Consider the following 26465-nt stretch of genomic DNA (forward strand, 5'->3'; position numbering starts at 1 on the left):
GTCTAGGATCGTTCGTGCACCACTCAGGGCTTGACGAATACTTTGCGTGGTCGTTTGCACAGACACTCTGCAGGACCGTTTTCCTTGATCAGGATGGTTTCGGTGATCGCAAGCCCCCAATCATCCATCCAGAGCCCGGGCATGAAGTGAAATGTCATGCCTGCTTCGAGGATCGTATTGTCTTCGTCCCGCAGCGAGATCGTGCGTTCGCCCCAGTCCGGAGGATAGCTGAGGCCGACAGGATAGCCACAGCGAGCACCGCGTTCGATCCCCGCACGTTCGAGAGGCGCCGCCAGCGCTTTGGCGATATCCTTCGCGCGATTGCCGGGGCGCGCAGCCTCCAGACCCGCTTCCAACCCTTCAACCAAGGCCGCCTCGGCCCTTTTGAGATAATCAGGCGGTTGACCCAGAAATACCGACCGGCAGAACGGAGCATGATATCGGCGATAGCAGCCAGAGAGCTCGAAGAAGGTGCATTCGCCCGATTTGAACACATCTCCATTCCAGGTCAGATGCGGCGCGGCGGCGTCTGAGCCGGACGGCAAAAGTGGGACGATGGCTGCGTAATCCCCCCAGTCATCACCGACGCCCGTGATTGCGTCATGGTAAATCTGTGCGACTAGCTCGTTCTTGCGCAGGCCAGGTTCAACGCGCTCAAGCACGCCGTCAGTTACAAACTCTGAAATCCGGGCCGCCTTGCGCATCAGGGCGATTTCTTCGTCGGATTTCACGACCCGTTGCCAGTTGACCAAGGCCGTTGCATCGATCAGGGTTGCCCCGGGCAGTTCCGTTGTCAGAGTAATATGGGCTTTGGCCGAGTAGTAATAATTGTCCAGTTCCACCCCAATTCGGCTTTGGCCGTGTCCGCAGTCCGCAATAAGTTTGGCCAGATCCTGCATTGGATGCCGTGTGGTCGACTGCACGAAGTGATCCGCGTATCCGAAAACCCGATCGTCCCCCATCCACACCGTGCGCAGCGCACCGTTTGCATCCTGCCGGCGCCCCCACCAGATCGGGTCCGCGTCAAGAAAGATCAAGGCACCTTGGTGAACGTAAAAAGACCAGCCCTCATAACCGGTGAGCCATCCGATGTTCGAGGGGTCTTCGACAAAAAGGCAGTCAATTCCATTTGCGGCCATCGCCTTTCGGGTCTTGGCAAGACGGCGATCATATTCCGCCCGGCTGAAGGCTGGATCAGGGTGGGTCATTGGCGCCTCCGGTCAACAAAAGACTTTGGTTGACAGAACCCTACCGATCCGCTCACGTCAACGAACGAAAATTCGGGGGGCTGCATGAAAGCCGATATCAATCTACACCGAACGGGCCATAGCACCGGGCCATTCAAGCGGTGTCGTTTCAACGGTTCAGGCTGCGTGCGGCGCTCTACCTCTGAGGCCGCCGGATGAGAGGGTTCGAGCCAGCAGAATTCTCAGCGCGCACCGAACGCGCACAGGTGATGATGAATGCCGCTGGCCTGTCGGCGCTGCTGCTGACCACGGAAACCGACGTGCGTTACTTTACCGGATACCTGACCAGATTCTGGGAAAGCCCGACCCGCCCGTGGTTCCTGATCCTGCCTGTGGCCGGTAAACCGGTTGCGGTTATCCCCTCGATCGGCGCCTCGTTGATGGGGCAAACCTGGATCGACGACATCCGAACGTGGAGCTCACCCGACCTTCAGGATGACGGCGTCTCGCTTTTGACGGATGCCCTGACGGAATTGACACCCCTCAAAGGCCGTATTGGAATGCCCGATGGTCACGAGACGCACGCGCGTATGCCCGTGTCGGATATTGAACGCCTGCGAAACAGGCTCGGTTCGCGCCACATCACCGGAGATCACGGTATTTTGCGCCAACTTCGCATAGTCAAATCCGAGGCGGAAATCGCCAAGATCGAAACCGCATGCGCCATAGCCGGTCGGGCCTTCGCCCGAGTTCCCGAGATTGCTCGGGCAGGCGTGCCTTTGGATGAAGTATTTCGCGGTTTCCAGATACTCTGTCTGGAAGAGGGTGCCGACTGGGTGCCGTATCTCGCAGGTGGGGCAGAGCAGGGCGGTTACTCTGACGTAATATCGCCGGCGTCTTCGTCCCCCTTGGAGGATGGCGATGTACTGATGCTTGATACCGGCTTGGTCTGGGATGGCTATTTCAGTGACTTCGACCGCAACTGGTCGGTCGGCCCAGCAAATCCGGACGTGAAATCTGCTTACGCTAGGCTGATTGAGGCGTCGGATGCTGCTTTCGAGATTGCCCGCCCCGGCGCCACCGCAGCAGAGCTGTTTCATGCCATGAACACCGTGCTGACCAAGGCATCCGAAAGCACAGATGCCGGTCGGTTGGGGCACGGGTTGGGAATGTCGCTGACCGAATGGCCGTCGCTCATCCCGACGGACCAGACAGTTCTTGAGCCAGGCATGGTGCTGACCTTGGAGCCGGGCATTGCCGTTGGTGGCAAGATCTTGGTTCACGAAGAAAACATCGTCGTAACAGACGATGTTCCGCGCTTTATCAGCCCGCGTATCGGGCCGGAGATGATCCAGCTATGACCTACGTGCCTTACACGCTTGACGAGGACGACCCGCAAGCCCCGCCGCTTGGATTGATTGTTCTTCAAGTCGACGAGACGATTGAGCCGGAGTTCAGCACGATTTTCTCGGGCCGGAAAAGCCCGTTGTATGTAACACGGATACCCAGCGGCATTGAAGTGACACCGGAAAGCCTGGCCGAGATGGAAGAGGCCCTGCCGGCGGCGGCGGGATTGCTGCCCAGCGCGCGTCCTTTCCGGGTGGTGGGTTATGGCTGCACGTCCGCAAGTTCCGTCATTGGTTCAGAACGTGTGGAGGAACTTGTCAAACAGTCGTGCAAAACAAAAGAGGTTACGAACCCTTTGCGCGCTGCCACGGCCTGCGCCGCGGATCTTGGCGTGTCCAGGTTTGCGCTGCTGTCGCCTTACATCGAAGAGGTCAACGCACCGCTGCGTGCCGCGTTTTCGGAAAACGGAATAACCATGGATGTTTTCGGGACATTCGGGCAGGCCGAAGAGGCAAAGGTTGCTCGGATTTCGGTGCAGTCCGTGATCGAAGCTGCGACAGAATTGGGATCTGATCCGTCGGTAGAAGCGGTATTCATTAGCTGCACCAACCTTCGGACCATTGAAGCAATCCCTGAGATTCGCAAACGGATTGGTAAGCCTGTTCTTTCAAGCAATCAAAGTCTTGCATGGCATATGGGTCGCCTCAATCTTGCTGATTGAAACAGCAAATATGATATGAATATTCGCAAAAGCGTCATCTAATGTTGCCAAGTGCCTACTGCATGGTCTTAACTGCTGACTACAGATCAATGAAATCCGCAACTCTCGGATAATCATTTGACGCAACAGGGGGTCTTGTGACCGACACAAATACTGATGCCGCGTTTGTTGAATTCCAACGCGTACAAAAATCTTATGATGGCGAGAATCTCGTTGTTAAAGATCTCAACCTTGCAATGCCCAAAGGCGAATTCCTGACCATGCTCGGGCCGTCCGGGTCTGGAAAGACAACCTGCCTTATGATGCTTGCCGGATTCGAAACCGCTACACATGGCGAAATCCTTCTTGACGGGAAGCCCATCAACAATATCCCTCCACACAAGCGTGGGATTGGCATGGTCTTCCAGAACTACGCCCTGTTTCCGCATATGACGGTGGCCGAAAACCTTTCATTCCCCTTGGAAGTCCGCAAATTGGGCAAGTCTGAACGGGATGAAAAGGTTCAGCGGGCCCTGGACATGGTTCAGATGGGTGCGTTTGGTGGGCGACGTCCGGCTCAGTTGTCTGGCGGTCAACAACAGCGAATAGCCTTGGCGCGCGCCTTGGTTTTCGAACCCGAACTGGTGTTGATGGATGAACCCCTGGGCGCACTGGACAAACAGCTGCGCGAGCATATGCAGTTTGAAATCACGCGTCTTGCGCATGAGCTTGGAATTACCACGGTCTATGTGACGCATGACCAGACAGAAGCGTTGACTATGTCGGATCGTGTCGCTGTGTTCGACGACGGCCGTATTCAGCAGCTTGCACCGCCTGATCAGCTTTATGAAGAACCAGAAAACAGCTTTGTTGCCCAATTCATCGGGGAAAACAACACCTTGGAAGGTGTCATCAAATCGATTGATGGCGACACATGCCTTGTCCAACTCGATGATGGCTCTGAAATTGACGCGGTTCCGATCAATGTTCGCAATCCGGGCGAAAGGACAAAGGTGTCAATCCGACCTGAGCGGGTGGAATTCAACAAGGATCGCTTGCACGCCGATGCTCATTTGCTGAAAGCGACTGTCAAAGAATTCATCTACATGGGTGACGTATTCCGTTTCCGCATGTCCGTTGCAGGAAATGATGAATTCATCGTCAAAACACGGAACGCGCCAGACGCAATCCGCCTGACCCCAGGTCAGGAGATCGAGATCGGCTGGCTGGCTCAGGATTGTCGTGCGCTCGACGCATAGGCCAAGTCGCGCGGAACAAGCGCGACCTCACTGAGGGACCGGCTGGTGAAAACCCGTGCATCAGTCGACCACACACATAAACGGGAAGAACTGGGAGTAATTCATGAAGAAAACCAAAACATTGTTGACAGCAGCTGCAGTTGGGGCGGTTGCCGGCGGTGCGTTCGCCGAGGAGATGACGATCGTTTCCTGGGGCGGCGCTTATTCCAAATCGCAGCTGAAGGCGTATCACGAGCCCTATTCTGAAAAGACAGGTGTCACCATCCTGAATGATGACAGCTCGGCCGAAGCGGTTGCAAAACTGCGCGCGATGAACGAAGCCGGCAATATCACCTGGGACGTGGTCGATGTTGTGGCCGCAGACGCAATTCGTCTGTGTGACGAAGGGCTTGCGCTGGAAATCGACTTTGACACCCAGCTTGCCCCCGCGCCGGATGGCACACCTGCCTCCGAAGATTTCGGCGACCTGTTGGTCAGCGACTGCTTTATTCCGCAGATCGTGTACTCAACCACCTTCGGTTACCGTACTGACCTGGTCGGCGATACACCCCCAACCGATATCTGCGCTGTGTTCGATCTGGAAGCTTACCCCGGCAAGCGCTCGTTGGAAAAACGCCCGATCAACAATATGGAATGGGCCCTTTTGTGCGATGGCGTCGCGAAGGAAGATGTCTATGACGTTCTGGCCACTCCGGAAGGTCAGGATCAGGCGCTGGCCAAGCTAGACACCATCAAAGACAGCGTTGTCTGGTGGTCTGCGGGTGCCGACACGCCGCAGCTGCTGGCCGATGGAGAGGTTGTCATGGGTTCTACCTATAACGGCCGTTTGTTCAGCGTAATCGAAGAGCAGAAGCAGCCGGTCGCCATGCTTTGGGACGCTCAGGTGTTCGATCTGGATGGTTGGATCATTCCCGCCGGTCTGAGCGAAGAGCGTCAGAAGCGCGCGCTGGACTACATCATGTTCGCGACCGATACCCAGCGTCTGGCGGATCAGGCCAAGTACATCTCGTACGGCCCGGCCCGTGCATCGTCGGCTCCGCTGGTGGGTAAGCATGCCGAACTGGGTATCGATATGGCACCCCATATGCCAACCGATCCGGAAAACGCCAAGAACACGTTCCTGTACAACTATGAGTTCTGGGCGGACTACCGTGACGACATCGACGCCAAGTTCCAGGCGTGGCTGGCGCAATAATCCAGTTTTGAATTGGTGACACTGTCAGGGGCGGGAAACTGCCCCTGACCCCAAAAAAGCCAAGGGGCAACAATGACCGACGCCACCCAAAACGCGGGCCCTATGCTGGCCGCTGATGGAACACCGCTCAAGCAGTCGCTGGCGCGGTCGCTACGCAGGCAAAAGCTCCGGGCGTTGCTGTTGGTTGCTCCGCTTCTCCTCTTTGTCCTGTTTTCATTCATCGTTCCCATTGCATCGATGCTGTTCAGGTCCGTTGAAAACAGTATCGTGTCGGACACGCTTCCCTTGACCGTGGAAGCCCTGAACAACTGGGACGAGCAGTCAGGTGAGTTGCCGGGTGAGGATGTATACGAGGCCTTTGTCCGCGACATGATTGTTGCGATTGACAACAAAGAGCACACAAGGCTCGGTTCGCGTTTGAACTACGAAGAGACTGGCATGTCTTCGATGTTCCGCAGGTCCGGGCGCCAGATCAAAAAACTGGACCCTGAAACGGATGGGCCGTTCAAGGAAAAATTGATCGAGATTCATGACGGATGGGGAGATCCGCAAACCTGGCGAGTGATCAAGACCCACTCACCAGCGATTACCAATGGTTACTTCCTGAATGCCGTCGATATGCGCAGAACCCCGGAAGGCGCACAGGCCCAACCCGAAGACAAGCAGATCCTGATAAAGCTTTTTGGACGTACTCTGTTCATGTCGCTCGTAATAACAGGTGCTTGTATCCTGCTTGCTTATCCTGTCAGTTATTTGTTGGCGACACTTCCGATGCGGGTATCGAACCTGTTGATGATACTTGTCCTTTTGCCCTTCTGGACGTCCCTTCTGGTTCGAACGTCCGCCTGGAAGGTCATGTTGCAGCAACAGGGGGTTATTAACGATACCCTCGTTTGGTTGGGGCTGGTCGCTGATGACGCTCGCCTGATCATAATCAACAACCAGATCGGCACCATCATCGCGATGACACACATCCTTTTGCCGTTCATGATCTTGCCAATGTATTCGGTGATGCAGACCATTCCGCCGTCTTACACGCGTGCGGCCAAATCCATGGGTGCAACGAACTGGACGACGTTCTGGCGCATCTACTTCCCGCAATCCGTGCCCGGAATCGGTGCCGGTTCGATCCTCGTGTTCATTCTGGCGATTGGGTACTACATCACGCCCGAGATCGTGGGCGGCACCAAGGGCGTCTTCATCTCGAACCGGATTGCCTATCACATCTCGTCCTCACTGAACTGGGGGCTGGCTGCGGCCTTGGGTACGATCCTTCTGGCGGTCGTGCTGTTGCTCTACTGGGTCTACGACAAGATCGTGGGCATCGATAACGTGAAGTTGGGATAATCAAGATGGCAGCACTGACACCGATATCCCGCAAACCCATGTCCATGGTTTTACCCAGTGTCGCACTTGCCGGGGCATTTGCCGGCATTTTTGTCGGGGCCGGAAATGGTTCGGTCCTTCTGGGCATACTGGGCGGAGCCGTCCTGATCGCGGGGCTGGCCTGGGTCTACATAAATATCGTGAAGAACGAAAACCTCGCACGCTTGATCAATATCATCGGATTCGGTGTCGTGGGTTTTTTAGTGGCCGGGTTGATGGGCGGTGTATTGGGGCTGCTCGGCGGCTGGTTTTTCGCCTGGTTTATCTATTGGTTGTACGAGGGGCGGTATAGGCGCAAGCTGCTGCCGTATCTCACGGCACAACAGGTTTTCTATCACTACCTGTTTCGCGTGATCTGTGGTGCGATCTTCGTCTTTCTGATCACGCCGATTCTGGTGGTGTTGCCGTTGTCTTTCAACGCGCAGGACTTCTTTACCTTCACGCCCGAGATGCTGCGGCTTGATCCGGAAGGCTATTCGCTGAAGCATTACCGAGATTTCTTCACCAACAACGAATGGCAACGCAGCTTCAAGAATTCGCTGATCATCGCGCCGATTGCGACGGTTATCTCGGTAACGTTAGGAACGCTGGCCGCGATCGGGCTCAGCCAGTCTCACGTTCCCGGACGCCGTGCGATCATGGGAATTCTGATTTCGCCGATGATTGTTCCGCTGATCATCTCGGCGACGGGTATGTTCTTTTTCTACAGTGATATCGGACGTTTCCTCGAAGGTACACTTGGCATGAACAAGAACTTCGTAGGCTATCTGAAAGTTATCCTGGCCCACGCAGTGCTGGGTATTCCCTTTGTGATCATCACCGTGACGGCGACCTTGGTGGGCTTTGATCGATCTCTGACACGGGCGGCGGCCAATATGGGCGCAGGGCCCGTTAGGACCTTCTTCAAGATACAAATGCCGTTGATATTACCGGGCGTAATCTCGGGCGGCCTGTTTGCCTTCATCACATCGTTCGACGAAGTGGTCGTGGTCTTGTTTGTGGGCTCCGCCTCGCAAAAGACATTGCCGTGGCAGATGTTCACCGGCCTGCGGGAACAGATCAGTCCAACCATTCTGGCGGTTGCGACAATCCTCGTGGTCCTGTCCATTGCCTTGCTGACGACGGTCGAACTGTTGCGGCGCCGGTCAGAACGTCTGCGGGGTCTTTCGCCCGCTTGACGCAGCAAACCGTCTGATCTAACGATTCACCTGTTCATCTCTGCTGCGATGGCGTCGCGGCGACTACGGAGGTGATCGGCTCTCGGACCCCGAGACCGCCTGTCCTGAACGCCGGGACATGTGGCCGGGAAATGCACGCCCGGCATAGATGAGAGACCAAGGATGACTGACATTTCTAACCGCCCTCAGTTCTTCACCTGCCATAATGGCGACAAGGCCCCGTTGCCGTTCAGCAAATCCGAATATGACCGCCGTCTTGGCAAGCTGCGCGCGATCATGGCCCAGCGGGATATCCCGGTGGTGTTGCTGACATCGATGCAGAACATCGCCTATTATTCAGGCTTTCTGTACTGTGCGTTCGGGCGCCCTTATGGCTGTGTTGTAACCCAAGACAACTGCACCACCGTTTCCGCCAATATTGATGCCGGGCAACCCTGGCGCAGGTCGGTTGAAGACAATGTGATCTATACGGACTGGAAACGCGACAACTACTGGTGGGCAGTTGCGAGCCTGATCGGGAATGCAAAGCGGATCGGCATCGAAGGCGACCACATGACGCTTGCGGCGCGCGACACGGCGCTGAACATGCTGGACGAGCCAGAGTTGGTTGACATCGCGGCCGACACCATGGCCGCGCGGATGATCAAATCCGCTGAAGAGATCGAATTGATCAAGGGTGGAGCGCGCACGGCCGATGTGGGTGGTGCTGCGATCCATGCCGCTATCCGCGAAGGCGCGACCGAAATCGAAATCGCGATGGCTGGTCGAGACGCGATGGAAGTGGAAATCGCGCGGGCCTATCCGGATGCCGAATACCGCGACACATGGGTTTGGTTTCAATCGGGTTTGAACACCGACGGCGCGCACAACCCGGTCACCAAACGCGCGTTGCAAAAAGGTGATATCCTGTCGCTGAACACCTTTCCGATGATCTCGGGCTATTACACCGCCCTGGAGCGGACCCTGTTTCTAGGTGAGCCGGATGCCGACAGCCTGCGCCTGTGGAAGGCCAATGTGGCCGCGCATGAACTTGGACTGAGCCTGATCAAACCCGGTGCCACATGTTCCGGTATCACCGCCGAGATCAACCGGTTCTTTGCCGACGAAGGCCTGCTTCAATATCGTTCCTTCGGCTATGGGCACTCGTTTGGTGTTCTGAGCCACTACTATGGTCGCGAAGCCGGTCTGGAACTCCGCGAAGACATCGACACAGTGCTGGAACCCGGCATGGTGGTCTCGATCGAGCCGATGCTGTGGATCCCCGAAGGCCAGCCCGGTGCAGGCGGTTACAGGGAACACGATATTTTGGTGGTGGGCGAAGACGAAGCCGAAAACATCACAGGCTTCCCCTACGGGCCGGGACACAACATTATCGACGCCTGAGGTTTTGGGTGGAGCTTCCGCTCCACCCGCTTTTCACGCACGTCGGGCACGTTCGTGAAAAATGAAACCCAGAAAATTCAACAGAAGCTGCGCCGCCAGAATCTGAGTGCTTTCAGTGGGGTCGTAGGCGGGGGCCACCTCGACCAGATCGATGCCCAACACGTCACCCCTTTTTGCCAGCCCCTGAAGGATTTCCAGAACGTCGTAGTACAAGAACCCTCCGTGGCTTGGAGTGCCGGTTCCGGGCGCGATCGAGGGGCAGAACGCATCGATATCGATCGTTACATAGTACCGTTTGCCTTCGGGAATGCGGTCAAGAACAGCCTCTGTTCCCAATCTGCGAACCTGCCGCACGGACAGGATGTCCGATCCGCGCGCGCGCGCGTCGTCATACCCTTCCTTGGCAGTGGACGACACGTTTCGAATGCCCAGCTGGGTCATCCCTGAAACATAGTCTTTCTCGATCGCGCGGCGCATGGGATTTCCGTGCCCGTTGGTGACGCCGTGACGTTCATCTACAAAGTCCAAATGCGCATCGATTTGAACAACATGGATCGGGCCGTTTTCAGTGCAGTCGCTTTCAAATGCGGAAATGCAGGGGATGTTGACCGAATGATCACCGCCAATCACCAGCGGAAGTGCCCCGGCCTCGAGAATTTTTTGCACGCCAAAGGCTATGTTCTTGTGGCTGGTCTGGGTCTTGGTGTGGACAATATCCGCATCGCCCAGGTCGACGATCCGAACCGAGCTGTCCAGATAGGTCGCGTCATCCTCATGATCATAGGCGCCGGCATGGCCAAAACTGAAAAGTGTCGATGCCTCTCGCACGGCCCGAGGACCAAAACGCGCGCCGGGGCGCCACTGAGTTCCAAAGTCGAACGGCGCGCCGAGCACGCAAACGTCGGCGTCAATTTTGTCCCAGTTCTCGACATATGGAGATTTTGCGAAGGTCGATATTCCGACAAAAGGAAGATTCAGTCGCCCGGACGCATATCCATGTTCCTGCACTTTTGGTCCTTTCGATGGTTAAGCCATTTTTTGCATGTGAACATGAGGACACGCCGTATTGAAACCAAATTCTCTTTGAACGGCTACTTCTGGGGGGACCAGAGGAAAATTTCCTCCAGAAGGGCGGGCTGTTTGCGTTCAAAGCTGATCCGGCCCAGCCCATCAGAGCGCTTTAAGATCAGTCAATAGATAATCCCGCTTGGTGTAACTTTCCTTCGTTTCCCATTCTCAAAGAACGTATGAAGGGTCCTCTTCGGCCTCAGCGATGCTCTGGCAGGTTTTCCTGTGCGGAAAGACGGTTTTGGATCCTTCCGGGCCAGAAAATCATAAGCGTTAACAAAAATATCGATTTGATATAATGTTGTGGGGTTATTGATTGTTAACGCGCGGGTATTCGTGTGGCACAGACACTTTATGAAAAATATGGCGGTTTTAAAACGATCAGCCGGGTCGTGATGACCTTCTATGAAATGGCGCTGGATTCGGATGAGATCGGCCATCATTTCGAAGACATTGATATGCCGCGCCTGATCGACCATCAAACCAAGTTCGTTTCGTCCTTGATCGGCGGGCCGGCATCCTTCAGTGATGACAGGATCGAAGCAGTTCATCGGCATCTAAACATTTCGCACAACGAGTTCGACGTCATGGCCGAGCTGTTTGGCGACGCGCTGAGTCAGCATGGCATGTCCGATGGAGACATCAAAACTGCGCTGACCGCAATCGAAGGCAAACGTTCGATCATAGTCACTCGGAACGCGGCATGAGCATTCTGGCGATAAACGAGCAATTGCTCCGTGCGATCGGAGTCGGCGTCGCCGTGGTGCGCGCATCCGACCTGCAATTCGTTTTTCACAACGGGCCTTTCACGGAATGGTTCGGCACTCCTGAAAAGGGGAGTACCCTAAGCGACGTTCTGTCGGATCTCGACCCTAAGGAACTTGAGGATGTAAAGCAGTCAGGCCTTCGGTACTCGGTCGAATTGCAGATAAAGCCGAAACGCAGGACCTTGATCTTTGCTGTCACGGTCTCATTGGCCAATGGCTTGTCCGAGCAGGTGCTGATTGTGGAATGTCAGAACATCACCCGCATTCGCGAACTGGAAAGCATGATCGACAGCTATTCCACCATGGTCGAGCGCAACACCCGAGAGCTTGAGCGCGAAAAGGAAAGAGTGGAACGGCTGTTGCTGAACCTGATGCCCCGAGCAGTGTATGAAGAGTTCAAGACGTTCGGCGTTGTCACGCCGCAGCTGTATCAGCAGGTTTCAGTGGTGATGCTGGATTTTGTCGGGTTCACGGATTTTGCGGCCAAGACCGACCCGACGGTCACCTTGAGTGAATTGAACGACATCTTCACGGCCTTTGACCGGATCGTGGAACAATTCGGGTGTGAGCGGATCAAAACGATCGGAGATGCTTATCTGGCCGTGTCAGGTATGCCAGATCCAACACCGGATCATGCGACCGCCGTGGCGCATTGTGCGGTAAGGTTCCTGCGCTATCTCGAACGCCGCAACGAAAGCCATCCGCATAAGTGGCAGGCCCGGATCGGATTGGGGATGGGTGCGGCGGTTGGATCGGTCGTGGGCATCCAGAAATATGTCTATGACGTGTTTGGCCCTGCCGTAAACATCGCGTCCCGGTTGCAGGTCTTTGCCAACCCCATGAACATCGTGGCCCCGGAAGAGATGAAATATGCCCTGATTGACGAGTTTCAGGTCTCGGAGCTTGGGTGCGTTGATATCAAGGGCATGGGTGAGATGGATCTGATCAATGTGACATCGGGCTTGAGTATGCCTCAGGGCAGTCGTTCGTTCTGACCGCGTCACTCGTCCTGGGGGATCAGGCCCAAACCGCGCAGGTAGATGCCGATACCGCTTTCCAGCAAATCTTCGGGAGGAAAAGGCGAAGTTGCGCCGGTATTTCGGGCATACAGCTCGACGACTCCGTGGCTCATCGCCCAGATATGGGCGCTGAACATCGACGCGGGCGGGCGCTTGTCAGGCGGAATATGTTGGGACAAGTCCGCTGCCGCTTTTTCAAGAACGGCCTTCGCCCGGTTGGCTGCCAAGGACAGTTCGGGTGTCCGGTTCAGGGAAATCCCGCTTTCGAACATGGCGATGTAATGCCCGGGATTTTTGCGCGCAAAGGCCAGATATGCACGCCCCGTTGCTTCAAAAGCGGCAAGGGCTGAAGGCTGTCCCTCGTCATAGGCGTATTGCATCAGGTCTGCGAACATCTCAAACCCCTGCCGTGCGGCTTCGGCAATCAGGTCCTCGCGCCCTTGAAAATGACGATAGACGGCGGCAGGCGTGACACCGGCGGTTTTGGCCGCCTCGGACAGCGTGAAACCGGTCGGGCCCTTGTCTTCGATCAGGGACAAGGCAGCCTCGATCAGGGCTTGCTTCAGGTTTCCGTGGTGATAACCGCGTTTCGTCATCCCGGCCTCAGTTGCATTGATTGCGTGTTGGAAGACAAGGACATAGACCACCGACGCATTGTCGTCCAATACATGATCGTGAAGCCATCGACGGGGCAGGGCAGAGAGACAATTTATGCCTCCCACATATCCGGGCCACCGCAGATACGGGCATCAATCTCGCCGATACTCTTCTTGTCCTTCTCATCATAGTCCAAGGCATGCAGAACCGTTCGGATGGCCGCAAGGCGCGCGCGTTTTTTGTCGTCAGAACGCACAATCGTCCACGGGCAGGCATCAGAATGCGACCGGGTCAGGGTTTCCGAGATCGACTGCGTGTATTCATCCCATTTGTTCAGCCCTGCGACGTCGATCGCGCTGAGCTTCCAATGCTTCAATGGGTCGTTTTCGCGCGCCAGAAAACGGTTCAGTTGTTCCGCGCGCCCGACATTGAGCCAGAACTTGAACAAATGGATGCCGTCATTCACCAGGCCCGTTTCAAGCGGCAGGACTTGACGGAAGAACCTCTCACGCTGTTCCTGGGTGCAGAAGCCAAAGACATTCTCGACGACACCTCGATTGTACCAGCTGCGATCAAAGAACACGATCTCTCCAGCGGCGGGCAGATGCGGGATGTAGCGCTGAAAATACCATTGGCTGCGTTCGGCGTCTGATGGTTTGGCCAGCGCAACGTTGCGCGCGCCGCGCGGGTTCAGGTTTTCGCGAAACCGTTTGATGGTGCCACCTTTGCCGGCGGCATCGCGACCTTCGAATATGATGGCAACCCGCTGGTCGGTTTCCTTGACCCAGGATTGCATTTTGACCAATTCAATCTGAAGCAGGTCCATCTGCTCATCATAATCTTTGGTCTTCATTTTTTCGGAATACGGGTAGGTCGGGTTCAGAATATCGCCCTTTTTCGCGTTTTGAATCTCTTCCCGTACAGATTTGGGCGCGTCTTTCTGAAAATACTTCTCGATAGAGCCTTTTCCTGACCGGGCCATATGTCACCTCGCGATAAAATCCATATCTGACTATGGATTAGAGCGTGGGTTAACGCAAACCCGCGCGCTGCGCCGCGCGATCTATCGCGGCGGCAACCTCGGGCGCTGCGACCACCTGTGGCATATGGCCGACACCCGGTAGCTCGATCAACTCGGCCCCGGGGATCTGTTCGATCAGGCGTTCAGAATGCCATTCAAGACCAACGGTGTCGTCGGCCGTTCCGTGGATGATTTCCGTCGGAACGGAGATCTCGCTATATCTGGGTTGCAGACGGGTAATTTCGTCCAGCAGGTTGGCGCGCTGCTTGGCGTTTGCATGCATCGAGCCACGCCGGATCGTCAGCCCGGGCCCGAAATGTTCCGCATAACCTTCGGGCGCCGTTTGCGGTGCAAAAACTTTGTCCAACGCCTGTGTGACGTACCATTCGGGCACGAAAGAGCTGATCAAGGGCAAGGCCAGCAGATTGCCCGCCGTGGTTGACGCAAGCCGGTTGAACCCATCCAAGGGCGTTTCCCATGGGATAGCGGCCGGGGCGATCAGAACCAGAGCCGAGATATTCTCGGGTCGGGTCACGGCCCAGGCCAGCGAGACCGATCCGCCATAGCTCTGCCCGGCCACGATGGGTTTTTCCGCACCAAGCTGAGCCGCCGCCCGTTGCAGGATATCCGCCTGTTCAATGATGGTTTCGCCATCCGGATTGAAGCTTTCGGAATAGCCCAGGCCCGGTCGGTCAAAAACGATCACGCGGTATGACTTGGCCAGAATGGGGGCCAGCGCGAAGGTCATGTCGCGCGTGTTCCCGCTGGAACCATGGATCAGAACGACATCAGGGCCGTCCCCCATGACCACGGCGTGCACGGCGATGCCGCCCACATCCAGAAACCGACCCTCGGGGGGGAAAGCCGCCTCGGCCAGCGCTTCGTTCCGGGCGCTGCGCCAGGTTGTCAGTATGACAAGGCCCAGAACGGCCAAGCCAAGGGATATCAGGGCTTTAGTGGCCAATTTTCGTTATGTCGAAAGGCGTGGTCTGATAGATTTCGTTGATCCAGTTGCCGTACAGCAGATGTGCATGACTGCGCCACCGGTTCTGCGGCGTTTTGGATGGATCATCATCAGGGTAATAGTTTATCGGCACGTTGATAGGCGTGCCGTTGCTGACGTCCCGATCATATTCCTGTTTCAGCGTATCACTGTCGTATTCGAAGTGATTGAATATATACAGCGCGCGATGGCCGGGATCTTCGACCAGACAGGGGCCGACATCGTCGCTGCCCAACAGGGTCCTCAGCCCGGGTGCGCGATCGATTTCATCCTGTTTCATTTCCGTCCATCGACTGACCGGAACTACGCAGTCATCCGAGAAACCGCGCAGGAACGGAGACGCCGGATCCAGGTTGCGATGCCGGAAACACCCAAAGGCTTTTGCGTCCAGCATGTGTTTTTTGACTCCGTGAAAATGGTTGATCATCGCCATCCCGCCCCAGCACACACCAAAGGTGGAATGTACGTTGGTTTGGGTCCAGTCGAAGATCTCGCTGATTTCGTCCCAATAAGTGACATCATGAAATTCCAGATGTTCGATCGGGGCGCCGGTGATGATCAGGCCGTCGAATTTCTGATCCTTGATCTCCTGAAACGGGCGATAGAACTCGGACATATGCTCGGCGGCGGTGTTCTTGGTCCGGTGTTCGGTCATGCGGATCAAAGACAGATCGATCTGCAACGGGGTCGCCCCAATCAGACGCGCGAACTGGTTTTCGGTCTGGATTTTCTTGGGCATCAGGTTCAGCAAACCGATGCGCAGCGGGCGGATGTCCTGACGCATTGCCTGATCTTCGTCCATGACCATGACGCCCTCTTTGGTCAGGACGTCAAAAGCAGGCAATTCCGATGGGATTTTGATGGGCATGTGTCAGGCTTCTAAGAGATCAGTGAAAACTGATAGTTAGGCGTTATTGCGCGTGGTCTCAAGTGTGTGCTCGATCAACTCATCGAAATCGGCGGCATCGCGGATTTTTCCGATGTCGTTGGCGGCAATCGTCACGCCCCAGTTGTTCGCCATGGCCTCGTAACGCGGCTGGCGGTGCGCCAAGGCCTGTGCATAGGTCCAACGGACGAAATCATCGGGATCCACATCCGCTTCTGAACAGCCTTGCAGGTCCAGATAATCTGTCCAGGCCTTGGTCAGGAATTCCGCCTGATAGGACATCGGCTTTGGGGCTTTGTCAAAACGGCGTACAAGCTCTGCCGTGTGTTCCTCATCCCCCTTCAGCCAGATCATCAGGGTGTGTTGCGAAAGTTCGGACAGTACCCGATCGTTCGGATCTTCGGGGTCTACCCATTCGCAGATCGATCCACCGGTGTCGCAGATGAAATGGGGGTATTTGTACAAACGCTCGGCCCGGTCGATGAAATACTCGGTATCCAGCAGCGCGTGTATTTCGGCCAGCCGAAACTGTTCCTGCCTGCGGCGGTATTCCGGCATCTCCAATCCGCCAAGGGCAGGGTTGCCCGGTTTGCCCAGATATGCTGCGACCGGAGTCAGATTCGCGAACGAGATATTCGAGCCGATGTAAATGGAATCCGACAGGAGCAGGTCACGCAAGAACGGGACTTTCATCGCCTCGGCCTTCGCATTGTCGGTGATGTACTCGCCCATGTACCGGGTGCCGATGCGATAGTCGATCGAGTAGTGAAACCAGTTCCCCGAGTCCCGAAGTATGTTCGAGACATATGTCTTGCCCAGACCGGACATGCCAAAGAACAGCACCTTCTTGCGGCTTGCCGTGCGCCAGTCTTTGGCTGAATTGTAGATCATCTTGTGCTGTCCCTTTTTTGCCTTTGCTAAATCGGGCAGCGCACGGCGTCAATCACGGCGGCCAGCTCGGTTCAATACCAGAAGACCCATGGCAAGGATGACAAAGCCGAAATAGGCATTCGGCGGCAGCGCTTCGTTCCGCAGTATTGCGCCAAGCACGATGGCGACAGGAGGGATGACAAGCGTCACCAGCATCAGGTTGCCGCTGCCCGCCATCGCCAGAACTCGATAGTACAAAAGATATGCCCCCGCTGTTGCCACAATGGCGTAATAGCCAATCGCAGCCCAGGTAATCGCGGGCAGAGCAAGTTTTGGCACCCCGTCCGTCATGAGCGCCAGCGGCAGGATCAGCACAGTCGAACCGGTCAGCATTCCTGCTGCCGCGACTACGGGATGAAGGTCAGACAGATGATGCCGCGCCCAAGCCGCCGCAAAAGCATACGACAGCGTTCCGGCCAACACGGCAAGCTGCGCTGTGTTTTGCAGGCTGAAAGACGTGAAGGTCTTTATTCCAATGGTGATCGAGACACCGAGAAAACCCAAAACGACTCCGATAACCCGGGCTTGTGTCAAACGCTCATCTTTGAAAAACAGCGCCGCAACCAGAACGCCAAAGATGGCTGTGGTCGCGTTCAGAATGGCCGTAAGACCAGAATCGATGTAAAGCTGACCCCATGCCATCAAGCTGAACGGGATGACATTGTTCAGCAATCCCATGATCAAAAATGCACCCCAGATGCGCACAGAGCGGGGCAGCGAAAGCCCCTTGCCCCATGCCACCAGCCACAGCACGAGCATCGCCCAGAACGTGCGGTGCAGAACCGATGTCATAACGGGAATGGAGTCCAGAGCGATCCGGATGGCTACAAAGGATGCGCCCCAGATCACGGCCAGGAGAAGAAGTTCGACCCAGGCGCGCTGAGAAAGTTGTTTTTGCGTGTTCATGGCCGCACAATTTCATTCATTCGACAGATATACGACCCGAAACCTGCGCATAAAAAAGACCCCGCTGAAACAGCGGAGCCTAAGATGAAAACACCTTGGATTTAGTTCAGAGCGTAAGTGATCTGAAACCCAACACTCCAGGCGCTGTTGCCGCTGAAGTTGGCTGTTTGCCCAAAGGCGCCATCTGCCGTTGCATCACCGATGTCAGTGTAGCGTACGCCACCGGAAATTTTGGCATTCTCCAACGAATATGTTCCGCCCAGACCAATGCTCCAGAACCCGTCAGTCGGGCCGAGGTTGGATACAGGAGTACCCTGAGAAGACTCATAGCCTAGTGTTACAGCACCGCTGAACTCTTCCGAGAATTGATACCCCAAGCCCAACGAATAGGTGAAGGTCGCATCGTCGTAGTCAACAAGGTTGCTGGTCGGCGGGTAGTTTGGCGGGTTGTACACCAGCTGTGGCCAGTCGACCCAACGAACAGAACCAAACAACAGCGTTTTAGGCGCGACGCCCGTCTGGAAGTCCAGGTTGATCGACTGGGGCGTCTCAATTTCGCTGTTTGTGTTGAAGGTGGCCACGGTCCCGGGTGGAATCGGAGGGAACGGTGGTGGGTTCAGAGATTCTGTTTGCGATAGATCGTGGCTGATCTTGGAGTTGTATGTCAGTGACACACGTGCTGCGATTTCCGGTTTCTCCCATGCAACCCCGATAACGTAGCCGAATGCAGTGTCGGCATCGGTGTCAACCTGGTACCCTGCTGCAAGCGGGACGGTGACAGAAGCCTTCACACGCTGTGCTCGAATACCGCCGATCGCGCTGAACCCGCCATCGAATTTGTAACGCAGCAATGCCGTAATGGCGTCCGTGTCTGCTGTAGCCCTCAAAACATCGGTACGACCACCCGGAATAGGGTTGATCGAAAGAGGGTAGGTGTTTGCGTATTCAATGTCGGCCCCAAAGGGCTGGTCATACATGATCGCGAAATCGAGCTTTTCGGTCAGTGACGTTTTATAACCCAGATGCGGTGTGAAAAAGTCGTTCGCAACTTCTCCGGAATCGACCGGCTGCCCGATGTTTGGTCCAGCCAAAGCAGGCATGGTGCCCGTTACGCTGGGGTTGGTGTATCCCAACCGAAACTGGACTGCTGACCCTTCTTCGAAGATCAGGTTGATGCCCTGACCGCTTCGATCAAGGCCGCCTGCGTATCCTGCCGTCGCTCCAACGCACAAAGCACAGGTCGCGAGTAGTGTTTTTTTCATTCTGTCCTCCCTAACAATCTCAGGCGGGTTTCAATGGCGTTTGGCTGAGTGTTGCGAACGCCTATCCCGTGTATGATGAGCGATACTCTCTTTTTGGTTACTTTAAGGTCAACTGGTGACGGTGCGTTACGTATTGCGACTACTGTTTTCAACTGTTGCTAAACTGTTACGGCTTTCAGACCAGATATTCAGGAATATTCCTGAAAAGATGATCGCCGCACCGATCAGAACCCAATGGTCAATGGGTTCGTGGTATAGGATCATTCCGACCACAGCGATGGTGGGAAGCCTCGCAAAATCAAATGGGATCACAACTGTCGCCGGGGCGATCGCCAGCGCGTTGGTAATGCAGAAATGTGCCAGCAGTCCCGCCAGACCGACCAGAACCAAAAACGGAGCGGTTTGCGCCGTGGGCAAGGCAATCTGCCCGTCAAAACCGGCTGCGATGGCCCCAAGCACCGCCTGCATGGAAGTAAGCCAGAAAACGATGCACCCGATGCTGGCAAAACGAGTGAGGTTTTTTGTTGTAATCGTTGTAAATGCGAAGAAAATCGCAGACGCGGCTGCGGTGGCAAGGCCAGGGCTTAAAGGCGCACTGCCTGGGCGCGTGACAATCAGAACGCCAGCAAAACCGATAAGTGCTGCCGTTATCTTGAGGGGCGTCAGACGTTCGTTCAGCAGCAGCGGCGACAGCAGGATCACCCAAAGCGGCTGTGTGAATTCCAGCGCGAACACCTGCGCCAAAGGCGCAACAGCGACCGCATAGAACCAAAGATTCTGCCCTGTGAAATGCAGGGTGTTTCGCAGGGCGTGCAACCCCAGGCGTTGCGTGGAAACCTGAATCCAACCGCCTGTGGCCGTGAATACGAGGGCGACAACAAGAAACCCGACGAGGCTTCGATACATCATGATCTCGAACGTGTCGTGCACGAGGCTCAATTCGCGACCGGCAACCGCCATCGAGGAGAAGGACGCGATGGCTCCGGTCATCCACAAGGCGGCCTTGAATGTGTTTTTTTGTGTCTGATTCACGTACCGCACCCCGGCCTGGCCGCGCGGTCACGGCCTCGATATCGGGGCTTTCGCTACGCGATCAAAAAGATTGAATTCGTTGAATCATTGAAACGCTTATGAAGCGTCAGGTTCAAGGCCGTGCCCGACTTTTTCAGGCACGGCTAGGGAAGATTTCCCGGGATCGGGTCGTTTTGGCGTCGAACGAGGTTGCGTTTTACCGGATCATTCCCACTCGATGGTTCCGGGGGGTTTCGAGGTGATGTCATATGTGCATCGGTTGATGCCTTTGACCTCGTTGATGATCCGGGTTGCCGTTTCGCCAAGGAACTCATGGCTGAACGGATAGTAATCCGCCGTCATCCCATCGACCGAGGTGACGGCCCGCAACGCACAGGCATAGTCATAGGTGCGCCCGTCGCCCATCACGCCGACGGTGCGGACGGGAAGGATGGCGACGAAAGCCTGCCAGATGTCATCATAAAGCCCGTGTTTGCGGATCTGATCGATGTAGATCGCGTCGGCCTCGCGCAGAATCTCCAGCTTTTCGCGGGTGATCTCGCCTGGGCAGCGAATGGCCAGACCCGGTCCGGGGAAGGGGTGGCGCCCGATGAAGCTCTGCGGCAGACCAAGCTCGCGACCCAAGGCGCGGACCTCATCCTTGAACAATTCACGCAGCGGTTCGACCAGTTTCAAGCCCATCTTTTCCGGCAGGCCACCCACGTTGTGGTGGGACTTGATCGTTACGGAAGGCCCGCCCGAGAACGACACCGATTCGATCACATCGGGATAGAGAGTGCCCTGAGCCAGGAATTCGGCGCCGTCGATGGTATCGGCGTGTTTCTGGAACACATCGATGAACAGTTTTCCGATGATTTTGCGTTTGGTCTCGGGGTCGCTCTGACCTTCCAGTTCGCCAAGGAACAACTCGGATTCGTCGGCGTGGATCAACTGAATGTTGTAGTTGTCCCGGAACATGCCAACGACTTCTTCGGCTTCATTCTTGCGCAGCAGCCCATGGTCGACAAAGACGCAAGTCAGCTGATCCCCGATTGCTTCGTGAATAAGGATCGCGGCAACCGAGCTGTCGACGCCACCGGACAATCCGCAAATGACCTTTTTGTCTCCAACTTGTTCGCGGATCTTGCGGATCATCTCTTCGCGATAGGCACCCATGGTCCAGTCGCCCTTGAACCCGGCCAGCTTAACGAAGTTTTCATACAGTTTCGCGCCTTTTGGCGTATGGTGTACCTCGGGGTGAAACTGCACGGCGTAGAAGTGCCGCGATGGATCGGCCGTGATCGCATAAGGTGCGTTGGGCGAGGTTCCGAATACCTCGAACCCCGGTGCGATTTCACTGACATGGTCGCCATGGCTCATCCAGACTTGTTCATCGCCGTCCGCGAACCAGCCATCTAGGATATCCAGTTTGTCTTTCGGTGTAACAAAGGCCCGACCAAACTCGGCTGTGCCATGGCCGCTTTCGACCTTGCCGCCAAGCTGATGCATCATCACCTGCTGGCCATAGCAGATGCCCAGAATCGGAACGCCGTAATCAAAAATCTCTTGCGGGGCGCGGGGCGAGCCCTCGCGCGTCACGCTGTCCGGACCGCCCGAGAAAATCACGGCGCGCGGCGCCATTTCCCGCACGAAATCCATCGTGACATTCTGGTAAGGGTGAATTTCACAATAGACATTCAACTCGCGCAGGCGGCGGGCGATAAGCTGCGTAACCTGGCTGCCGAAGTCGATGATCAGAAGGCGGTCGTGGGATGTCTGGGTCATAACCGGCTCATAAGTTGCAAGCCTTGCATGTGCAAGCGGTATGGCGTCATTTGGTACAAAAGCTGAGTCAAACCGGCGGAAAGATCAGGTGCCATGTCGAAGATCAAATTCAGAACAGCTGATGTGGCGGATGCGGATAAGGTAACGCGGTGCCTGGAAAATGCTTATGCAGATGCAATAAGCCGGATCGAAGATCTGCCGGACGTTACTGCCGGAATCGCGGATGACATCAAGACCCATCGCGTCGTGGTTGCGATATCCGGCGGTATAGTCGGGGTCATCGTTTTTGACCAAGTTGACGACGCAATCATGGTGTACAACCTTGCGGTTGCGCCCGAAGCCCAAGGGCAGGGGGTTGCGCGGCAATTGATGCAGTTTGCCCAAGAAGAAGCACAGGCGCGGAATCTGTCCAAGTTGAAGTTGCGAACTCATAAAATGATGAAAGACACTATTGCGATGTATCGGCACATGGGCTGGAAAGTGACGGATCAGGCGCGCAGCGGCCTTACCATGGAGAAAGCGTTGGCGGCCGATCCTGACTGACCGGCCTGGGGCGGCGATGTCGCTTTTCCCCCCAGAGCGCCGCAATCCCTATGCTTGAGTTCCGGCAAACCTGTATCAAAACGCTCAATCTAACCAATCAGACGGGATTTTCTCATGGCAGAGGCAAACACCCGGCGCAGGGCGAGAGGTGGCGGTGGCGCTGCCCGCCGTGCCGAGCGTACCGCAGTTCGTATCGAGACTGCGAAATACATCGAACGCAACATTCCGAATTTCGAGATCCTCAACGAAGAGGCGCTTGAGATTATCGAAAACAACGCTGAAACCGTGCTGGAAGAAATCGGCGTCAACTTTGTCGACAATCCAGCAGCTTTGGAACGGTGGCGTGACGCGGGCGCAGATATTGACGGTGAGCGTGTGCGCATTCCGCGTGGTCTGGCGCGTGAACTGATCAAGACAGCCCCCAGCCATTTTACCCAGCACGCCCGCAACCCCGAAAAATCGGTTGTGATCGGTGGCCGCAACATGGTTCTGGCCCCGGTTTACGGTCCTCCGTTCGTGCGTGATGCACAGGGTGGTCGACGCTATGCAACCATGGACGATTTCAACAAGTTCGTGAAACTTGCCTACATGTCCAAGTGGTTGCACCACTCGGGCGGTACGGTGTGCGAGCCGACCGACATTCCGGTGAACAAGCGCCATCTGGACATGCTGAAGGCGCATATGACCCTGTCGGACAAGCCTTTCATGGGCTCGGTAACCGATCCCAGCCGGGCACAGGATTCGGTTGAAATGTGCGAAATCCTGTTCGGCAAGGAATTCGTGCAGGAAAACACCGTGATGACCTCGCTGACCAACATCAACTCGCCGATGACATTCGACGATGTGATGATGGGCTCGTTGGAGGTTTATGCGCGCAACAATCAGGCCTGCATCATCTCGCCCTTCATCGTGGGTGGAGCGATGGCGCCAGTCTCGGTGACCGGTACTTTGACGCAGGTTCTGGCCGAGGTCATGGCCGGTGTTGCCTACAGCCAGATCATCCGTCCGGGTGCCCCCGCGATTTTCGGCGCGTTCGTGACGTCGATCGATATGAACTCGGGCGCACCCACCTTCGGCACACCAGAAGCCGCGCATATCACGTATGGTGCAGGCCAGCTGGCGCGTCGTCTGAACCTGCCATACCGCTCGGCAGGGTCGTTCTGCGGCTCGAAACTGCCGGATGCGCAGGCGGCCTACGAAACAGCGAATTCGCTGAACATGGGTCTGCTTTCGGGCGTGAACTTCATGCTGCATTCCTGCGGCTGGCTGGAAGGCGGTCTGGTCGCCGATTTCGAGAAGTTCGTCATGGATGCGGATCAGTTGGGAGTGCTGCATTCACTGGCCAAGGGCGTGGCCTATGATGAAAACGCGCAGGCCATGGACGCAATCCGCGAAGTAGGGCCGGGTGGTCACTATCTCGGCTGTGCCCATACGCAGGCCAACTTCAAGGAATCCTTCTGGAAATCCGAAGTGCTGGACTACAAGCCATATGAAACCTGGCAGGAAGAGGGTGCGCGTGACACGCGGGCTTTGGCCACGGCGCGAGTAGAACATTTGCTGGCCAATTATCAGCAACCACAGATGGACCCGGATACCGCGGCGGCGCTGGAAGCCTATATCGCCGAGAAAAAGGCCTCCATGCCGGATGCTTTCGCCTGATTATTGAAGAACCGAGGCGCGGCTGGCCTGATACAGCTGCGCCTCACCCAACAGCGCAATAAGCAGATCCAGATGCCGCACCAATGAGTAGGCGGCATCATCTTCTTTTCGCAGTTCATTTACCTCTTTCTCAATCTCGAGCAAACGCAGCAGCGCCTGACCTGAACCGGGCAGCGAGCCGTATCCCAGAATGCGTTGCAGATGCCTGTCCCGATTGTAATCCCGCGCCCCGAATCTGGCAGCACGCGCCAACATGCGTGGGCGGCGGAGGGTTGCGATAATTGTCATCAGGTCCTGCATGTTATGTGTCCTTATTTCGGAAATTGATGGATCCTGTTTTTGCACAACTTAAGCGGGTGTTGCCTTGGTCAGAGTCTCCCCGAACGATGGTTTCACGACTGTTTATCTTTTTGAATCAAATCTGGTTCTTGCCTTGTGTGGTTAACGAACGAGTAACGAATGGACCTCTAGTTAGATTTGGTTAACCCACATTCCGAGGGCGAAAAGTGGCAGTTTGTTTTGTCGACGAGGGCAAATAATTATGGAAAACAACATGGCTTTCACCATTCCGGCATGGGTTCCAGAAGGGGCGCAAAGATACCTTGCTCATACCGAGACCGGTCGCTCGATCCGCGATATCGCGCGATCAGCCGGGTGCCATGCGTCAACTATCCTCAGGCAAATTCGACGCATCGAAATGCGCCGCGACGATCCATTGGTGGATGCGGCCTTGCAATCGCTCGCAGAGACACATTTTTCCGCTTCGGAGTGCGCCGACGGCCCGGCAAGCGGGTCAGAAAACGCGGCTGAAGAAGAATTTGAAAATGAGGCACTGCGTGTGTTGCGCCGCCTGAGCGAGACGGGTTCGGTCCTTGCCGTGGCCGAGGAAATGGACAAGGCGGTCGTCGTACGCGACACCGGCAATGCCGGGGCTACAAGAACCGCAGTCGTAGAATGCAGGATCGCGCAGGCCTTGGCTTTGAAAGACTGGATCACCTGCGACAATCCCGGACGCATTTCGCGATATCGGATTTCCGCAGCGGGACGAACGGCGCTAAGCCATTTGATCGCCAAGGCAGAAAACAAGGCACGTGCCGGGACTGACTTTGGTTTTGCCGAAGCTCAGAGTAGCTTTCAGGGCAAGCCTTCGGGCGGGTCCGCCGAGCGGGTCAAACGCATTCGGTACAGTGCTGCGGAAAGCCCGCTGATAGCATTGTCGCGCAGACGGGATCGTGACGGAAAACCGTTTCTGGATGACTCACTCGTCAGCGCCGGCGAGCGCTTGCGCGAAGATTTTGAGCTGGCACAGATCGGCCCTCAGGTTTCGCAGAACTGGGATCGTTTTCTGACGACAGGTGGTCGAAGCAGCTTTGACAGTGAAAGCCATGGAGGAAAGGGGGCTTCTGATGCGAAGGACCGCGTTGCACGGGCCTTGTCCGACCTGGGACCGGGTCTGAGTGATGTTGCGTTGCGATGCTGTTGCTATCTGGAAGGGTTGGAGCTGGCGGAAAAGCGAATGGGTTGGTCAGCGCGGTCCGGCAAAATCGTCCTGAGGATCGCCCTGCAACGGCTGAAACGGCATTATCAGGAACAGGCGGAACGAGATCGGATGATCGGCTGATCAGAAATAAGGCCCGGTGTATACGGGCCTTTTCTTTGGATTTGAGGCTTAGGCCATTTCAGGTTCTGCTGACGCCTTCAGGTGTTTCATCAGGTTTTCCGGCGAGGACACGCCATAGGGATCTTCTGGGCAATTATCCATCAGGCCGGGCTCTTCGAACCACGCCTCGACAACGCCATCATTGACGATGGCCGCATAGCGCCACGAGCGCATTCCGAAACCCAGATTGTCCTTGTCGACCAACATGCCCATTTTCCGGGTGAACTCCCCCGATCCGTCGGGGATGACTTTCACGTTCTTCAGGTCCTGATCCTGGGCCCATTTGTTCATCACGAAACTGTCGTTGACGGACATGCAGTATATTTCGTCGATCCCCATGGCCTTGAAATCGGCATAGCCGTTCTCAAACCCAGGCAGCTGATAAGTCGAACAGGTCGGGGTGAACGCACCCGGCAATGAGAACAGGATTACGCGCTTACCGGCGAAATAGTCAGCTGTCGTCTTGTCTTCCCAACGGAATGGGTTTGGTCCTTCGATGGAATCGTCACGGACACGGGTGTGAAAGGTCACGTCGGGCAGTTTTGCGCCGGTTTTCATAGTCAAACTCCTGTGATTCACATATGATTTTGGTGTGAACTAAAACAGTTCTAAACCGCATTCAATCGCGTAAACGCTGCGATTGCGAATAAGGTCAACGTCTTGCTAGATATTGAAATTAAATCGCAAATACGAATACGCGCATGAAGTATTTC

25 protein-coding genes are annotated in these 26465 nt (G+C 55.8%); 12 read left to right on the forward strand and 13 right to left on the reverse strand.

Going from position 1 to position 26465, the window contains the following annotated elements:
- Positions 1–23: 23 nt before the first annotated feature.
- Positions 24–1208 carry a M24 family metallopeptidase gene (locus GS614_RS00725; RefSeq protein WP_171328629.1) on the reverse strand — a complete coding sequence of 395 codons (1185 nt, stop codon included), beginning with the start codon at positions 1206–1208 and terminating at the stop codon, positions 24–26.
- Between the two features lie 194 nt (positions 1209–1402).
- On the opposite strand from GS614_RS00725, the gene GS614_RS00730 reads away from it, so the two are divergent.
- From GS614_RS00730 to GS614_RS00760, 7 genes are all read left to right on the forward strand, one after another.
- Complete coding sequence (locus tag GS614_RS00730; protein WP_171328627.1) at positions 1403–2548, forward strand: Xaa-Pro peptidase family protein; 1146 nt, start codon at positions 1403–1405, stop codon at positions 2546–2548.
- Positions 2545–3255 carry an aspartate/glutamate racemase family protein gene (locus tag GS614_RS00735; RefSeq protein ID WP_171328625.1) on the forward strand — a complete coding sequence of 237 codons (711 nt, stop codon included), beginning with the start codon at positions 2545–2547 and terminating at the stop codon, positions 3253–3255. The genes GS614_RS00730 and GS614_RS00735 overlap by 4 nt, the downstream gene beginning before the upstream one ends.
- Positions 3256–3392: 137 nt before the next feature.
- Complete coding sequence (locus GS614_RS00740) at positions 3393–4493, forward strand: polyamine ABC transporter ATP-binding protein (RefSeq protein WP_171725283.1); 1101 nt, start codon at positions 3393–3395, stop codon at positions 4491–4493.
- A 103-nt stretch (positions 4494–4596) separates the two neighbouring features.
- On the forward strand, positions 4597–5688 hold the full coding sequence (locus GS614_RS00745; RefSeq protein WP_152457797.1) for an extracellular solute-binding protein: 1092 nt from the start codon (positions 4597–4599) through the stop codon (positions 5686–5688).
- A gap of 72 nt (positions 5689–5760) precedes the next feature.
- Positions 5761–7035, forward strand: coding sequence for an ABC transporter permease (locus GS614_RS00750; protein WP_152457798.1), 1275 nt, complete (start codon positions 5761–5763; stop codon positions 7033–7035).
- Between the two features lie 5 nt (positions 7036–7040).
- Entirely contained in the window at positions 7041–8252 is a 1212-nt protein-coding gene (locus tag GS614_RS00755) for an ABC transporter permease (protein WP_152457799.1), read from the forward strand.
- A gap of 162 nt (positions 8253–8414) precedes the next feature.
- Positions 8415–9635: an aminopeptidase P family protein gene (locus tag GS614_RS00760; protein ID WP_171725284.1), complete on the forward strand. Its 1221-nt coding sequence runs from the start codon at positions 8415–8417 to the stop codon at positions 9633–9635.
- A 33-nt stretch (positions 9636–9668) separates the two neighbouring features.
- Here GS614_RS00760 and speB read toward each other — a convergent pair whose 3' ends face one another.
- Positions 9669–10643 carry an agmatinase gene (gene speB, locus GS614_RS00765; protein WP_171725285.1) on the reverse strand — a complete coding sequence of 325 codons (975 nt, stop codon included), beginning with the start codon at positions 10641–10643 and terminating at the stop codon, positions 9669–9671.
- 398 nt (positions 10644–11041) lie between these two features.
- On the opposite strand from speB, the gene GS614_RS00770 reads away from it, so the two are divergent.
- Both GS614_RS00770 and GS614_RS00775 read left to right on the forward strand, forming a co-directional pair.
- Positions 11042–11410: a group 1 truncated hemoglobin gene (locus GS614_RS00770; RefSeq protein WP_152457802.1), complete on the forward strand. Its 369-nt coding sequence runs from the start codon at positions 11042–11044 to the stop codon at positions 11408–11410.
- Positions 11407–12465, forward strand: a complete 1059-nt coding sequence (locus GS614_RS00775; RefSeq protein ID WP_171116220.1) for an adenylate/guanylate cyclase domain-containing protein — start codon at positions 11407–11409, stop codon at positions 12463–12465. Before GS614_RS00770 ends, GS614_RS00775 begins: the two co-directional genes overlap by 4 nt.
- 5 nt (positions 12466–12470) lie before the next feature.
- Here GS614_RS00775 and GS614_RS00780 read toward each other — a convergent pair whose 3' ends face one another.
- The 9 genes from GS614_RS00780 to guaA form a co-directional block, all read right to left on the reverse strand.
- Positions 12471–13085 carry a TetR/AcrR family transcriptional regulator gene (locus GS614_RS00780; protein ID WP_152457804.1) on the reverse strand — a complete coding sequence of 205 codons (615 nt, stop codon included), beginning with the start codon at positions 13083–13085 and terminating at the stop codon, positions 12471–12473.
- Positions 13086–13198: 113 nt separating this feature from the next.
- Positions 13199–14068 carry a polyphosphate kinase 2 gene (gene ppk2, locus GS614_RS00785; RefSeq protein ID WP_152457805.1) on the reverse strand — a complete coding sequence of 290 codons (870 nt, stop codon included), beginning with the start codon at positions 14066–14068 and terminating at the stop codon, positions 13199–13201.
- 49 nt (positions 14069–14117) lie between these two features.
- Complete coding sequence (locus tag GS614_RS00790; RefSeq protein WP_171168397.1) at positions 14118–15071, reverse strand: alpha/beta fold hydrolase; 954 nt, start codon at positions 15069–15071, stop codon at positions 14118–14120.
- Positions 15061–15978 carry a homoserine O-succinyltransferase gene (gene metA / locus GS614_RS00795; RefSeq protein WP_171328616.1) on the reverse strand — a complete coding sequence of 306 codons (918 nt, stop codon included), beginning with the start codon at positions 15976–15978 and terminating at the stop codon, positions 15061–15063. The genes GS614_RS00790 and metA overlap by 11 nt, the downstream gene beginning before the upstream one ends.
- A gap of 36 nt (positions 15979–16014) precedes the next feature.
- The gene (locus tag GS614_RS00800) at positions 16015–16887 is read right to left on the reverse strand and encodes an ATPase (protein WP_152457808.1); all 873 of its coding nucleotides are present in this window, start codon (positions 16885–16887) and stop codon (positions 16015–16017) included.
- A gap of 48 nt (positions 16888–16935) precedes the next feature.
- Positions 16936–17832 carry a DMT family transporter gene (locus GS614_RS00805; RefSeq protein WP_171725286.1) on the reverse strand — a complete coding sequence of 299 codons (897 nt, stop codon included), beginning with the start codon at positions 17830–17832 and terminating at the stop codon, positions 16936–16938.
- 101 nt (positions 17833–17933) lie between these two features.
- Positions 17934–19094 carry an OmpP1/FadL family transporter gene (locus GS614_RS00810; RefSeq protein WP_171725287.1) on the reverse strand — a complete coding sequence of 387 codons (1161 nt, stop codon included), beginning with the start codon at positions 19092–19094 and terminating at the stop codon, positions 17934–17936.
- 126 nt (positions 19095–19220) lie between these two features.
- Positions 19221–20126, reverse strand: coding sequence for a DMT family transporter (locus GS614_RS00815; protein WP_371809372.1), 906 nt, complete (start codon positions 20124–20126; stop codon positions 19221–19223).
- A gap of 204 nt (positions 20127–20330) precedes the next feature.
- A complete protein-coding gene (gene guaA / locus GS614_RS00820; RefSeq protein WP_171725288.1) occupies positions 20331–21890 on the reverse strand; it encodes a glutamine-hydrolyzing GMP synthase in 1560 nt (519 codons plus the stop codon).
- A 93-nt stretch (positions 21891–21983) separates the two neighbouring features.
- Between guaA and GS614_RS00825 the strand changes: the two genes are divergently transcribed.
- Together GS614_RS00825 and GS614_RS00830 are read left to right on the forward strand one after the other, a co-directional pair.
- On the forward strand, positions 21984–22433 hold the full coding sequence (locus GS614_RS00825; RefSeq protein WP_171204661.1) for a GNAT family N-acetyltransferase: 450 nt from the start codon (positions 21984–21986) through the stop codon (positions 22431–22433).
- Positions 22434–22547: 114 nt separating this feature from the next.
- Complete coding sequence (locus GS614_RS00830) at positions 22548–24092, forward strand: trimethylamine methyltransferase family protein (protein ID WP_171725289.1); 1545 nt, start codon at positions 22548–22550, stop codon at positions 24090–24092.
- Here GS614_RS00830 and GS614_RS00835 read toward each other — a convergent pair whose 3' ends face one another.
- Positions 24093–24392, reverse strand: a complete 300-nt coding sequence (locus GS614_RS00835) for a DUF6477 family protein (protein ID WP_171725290.1) — start codon at positions 24390–24392, stop codon at positions 24093–24095.
- Positions 24393–24633: 241 nt separating this feature from the next.
- Here GS614_RS00835 and GS614_RS00840 point away from each other — a divergent pair, with 241 nt between their 5' ends.
- Positions 24634–25713: a DUF6456 domain-containing protein gene (locus tag GS614_RS00840; RefSeq protein ID WP_152457815.1), complete on the forward strand. Its 1080-nt coding sequence runs from the start codon at positions 24634–24636 to the stop codon at positions 25711–25713.
- A gap of 48 nt (positions 25714–25761) precedes the next feature.
- Here GS614_RS00840 and GS614_RS00845 read toward each other — a convergent pair whose 3' ends face one another.
- Positions 25762–26310 (reverse strand): peroxiredoxin, encoded by a 549-nt coding sequence (locus GS614_RS00845; protein ID WP_171168387.1) that lies wholly within the window; start codon positions 26308–26310, stop codon positions 25762–25764.
- Positions 26311–26465: the final 155 nt, after the last annotated feature.

This window comes from Ruegeria sp. HKCCD6604, from assembly GCF_013110635.1.
Classification (GTDB): domain Bacteria; phylum Pseudomonadota; class Alphaproteobacteria; order Rhodobacterales; family Rhodobacteraceae; genus Ruegeria.